Origin of the sequence: Tritonibacter sp. SIMBA_163 (assembly GCF_046535935.1) — a bacterium.
Classification (GTDB): Bacteria; Pseudomonadota; Alphaproteobacteria; order Rhodobacterales; family Rhodobacteraceae; genus Epibacterium; species Epibacterium scottomollicae.
Genome location: NZ_JAWJBP010001415.1, coordinates 1 through 233 on the forward strand (window position 1 = coordinate 1; position 233 = coordinate 233).

At 70.8% G+C, this 233-nt stretch carries 1 protein-coding gene; it reads right to left on the reverse strand.

Going from position 1 to position 233, the window contains the following annotated elements:
* On the reverse strand, positions 1-233 hold a 233-nt coding region (locus R0J92_RS26950), incomplete at both ends, for a hypothetical protein (RefSeq protein WP_411053942.1).

Here is a 233-nt window from a genome sequence, read left to right on the forward strand (position 1 = left end):
TGAGCGGCTCGTCCCCCGGCACCGCGCGCTGGTACCAGACGGCGATGGTCTGCTCCTCCTGCCCGGCGACGGCGCCGAAGTCGAGCAGCACGGCGATGTCGCGCGTGGCCGGGCCGGTCTCAGTCAGGCTTTCCGGCAGCACCACGCGGTTGACGACGATGCTGACCGGATCGCTGTTGGCGACCGCGTCCTGGTAGAGCGCGTCCTGTGCCGTGATCTCGTGCGGACGCACC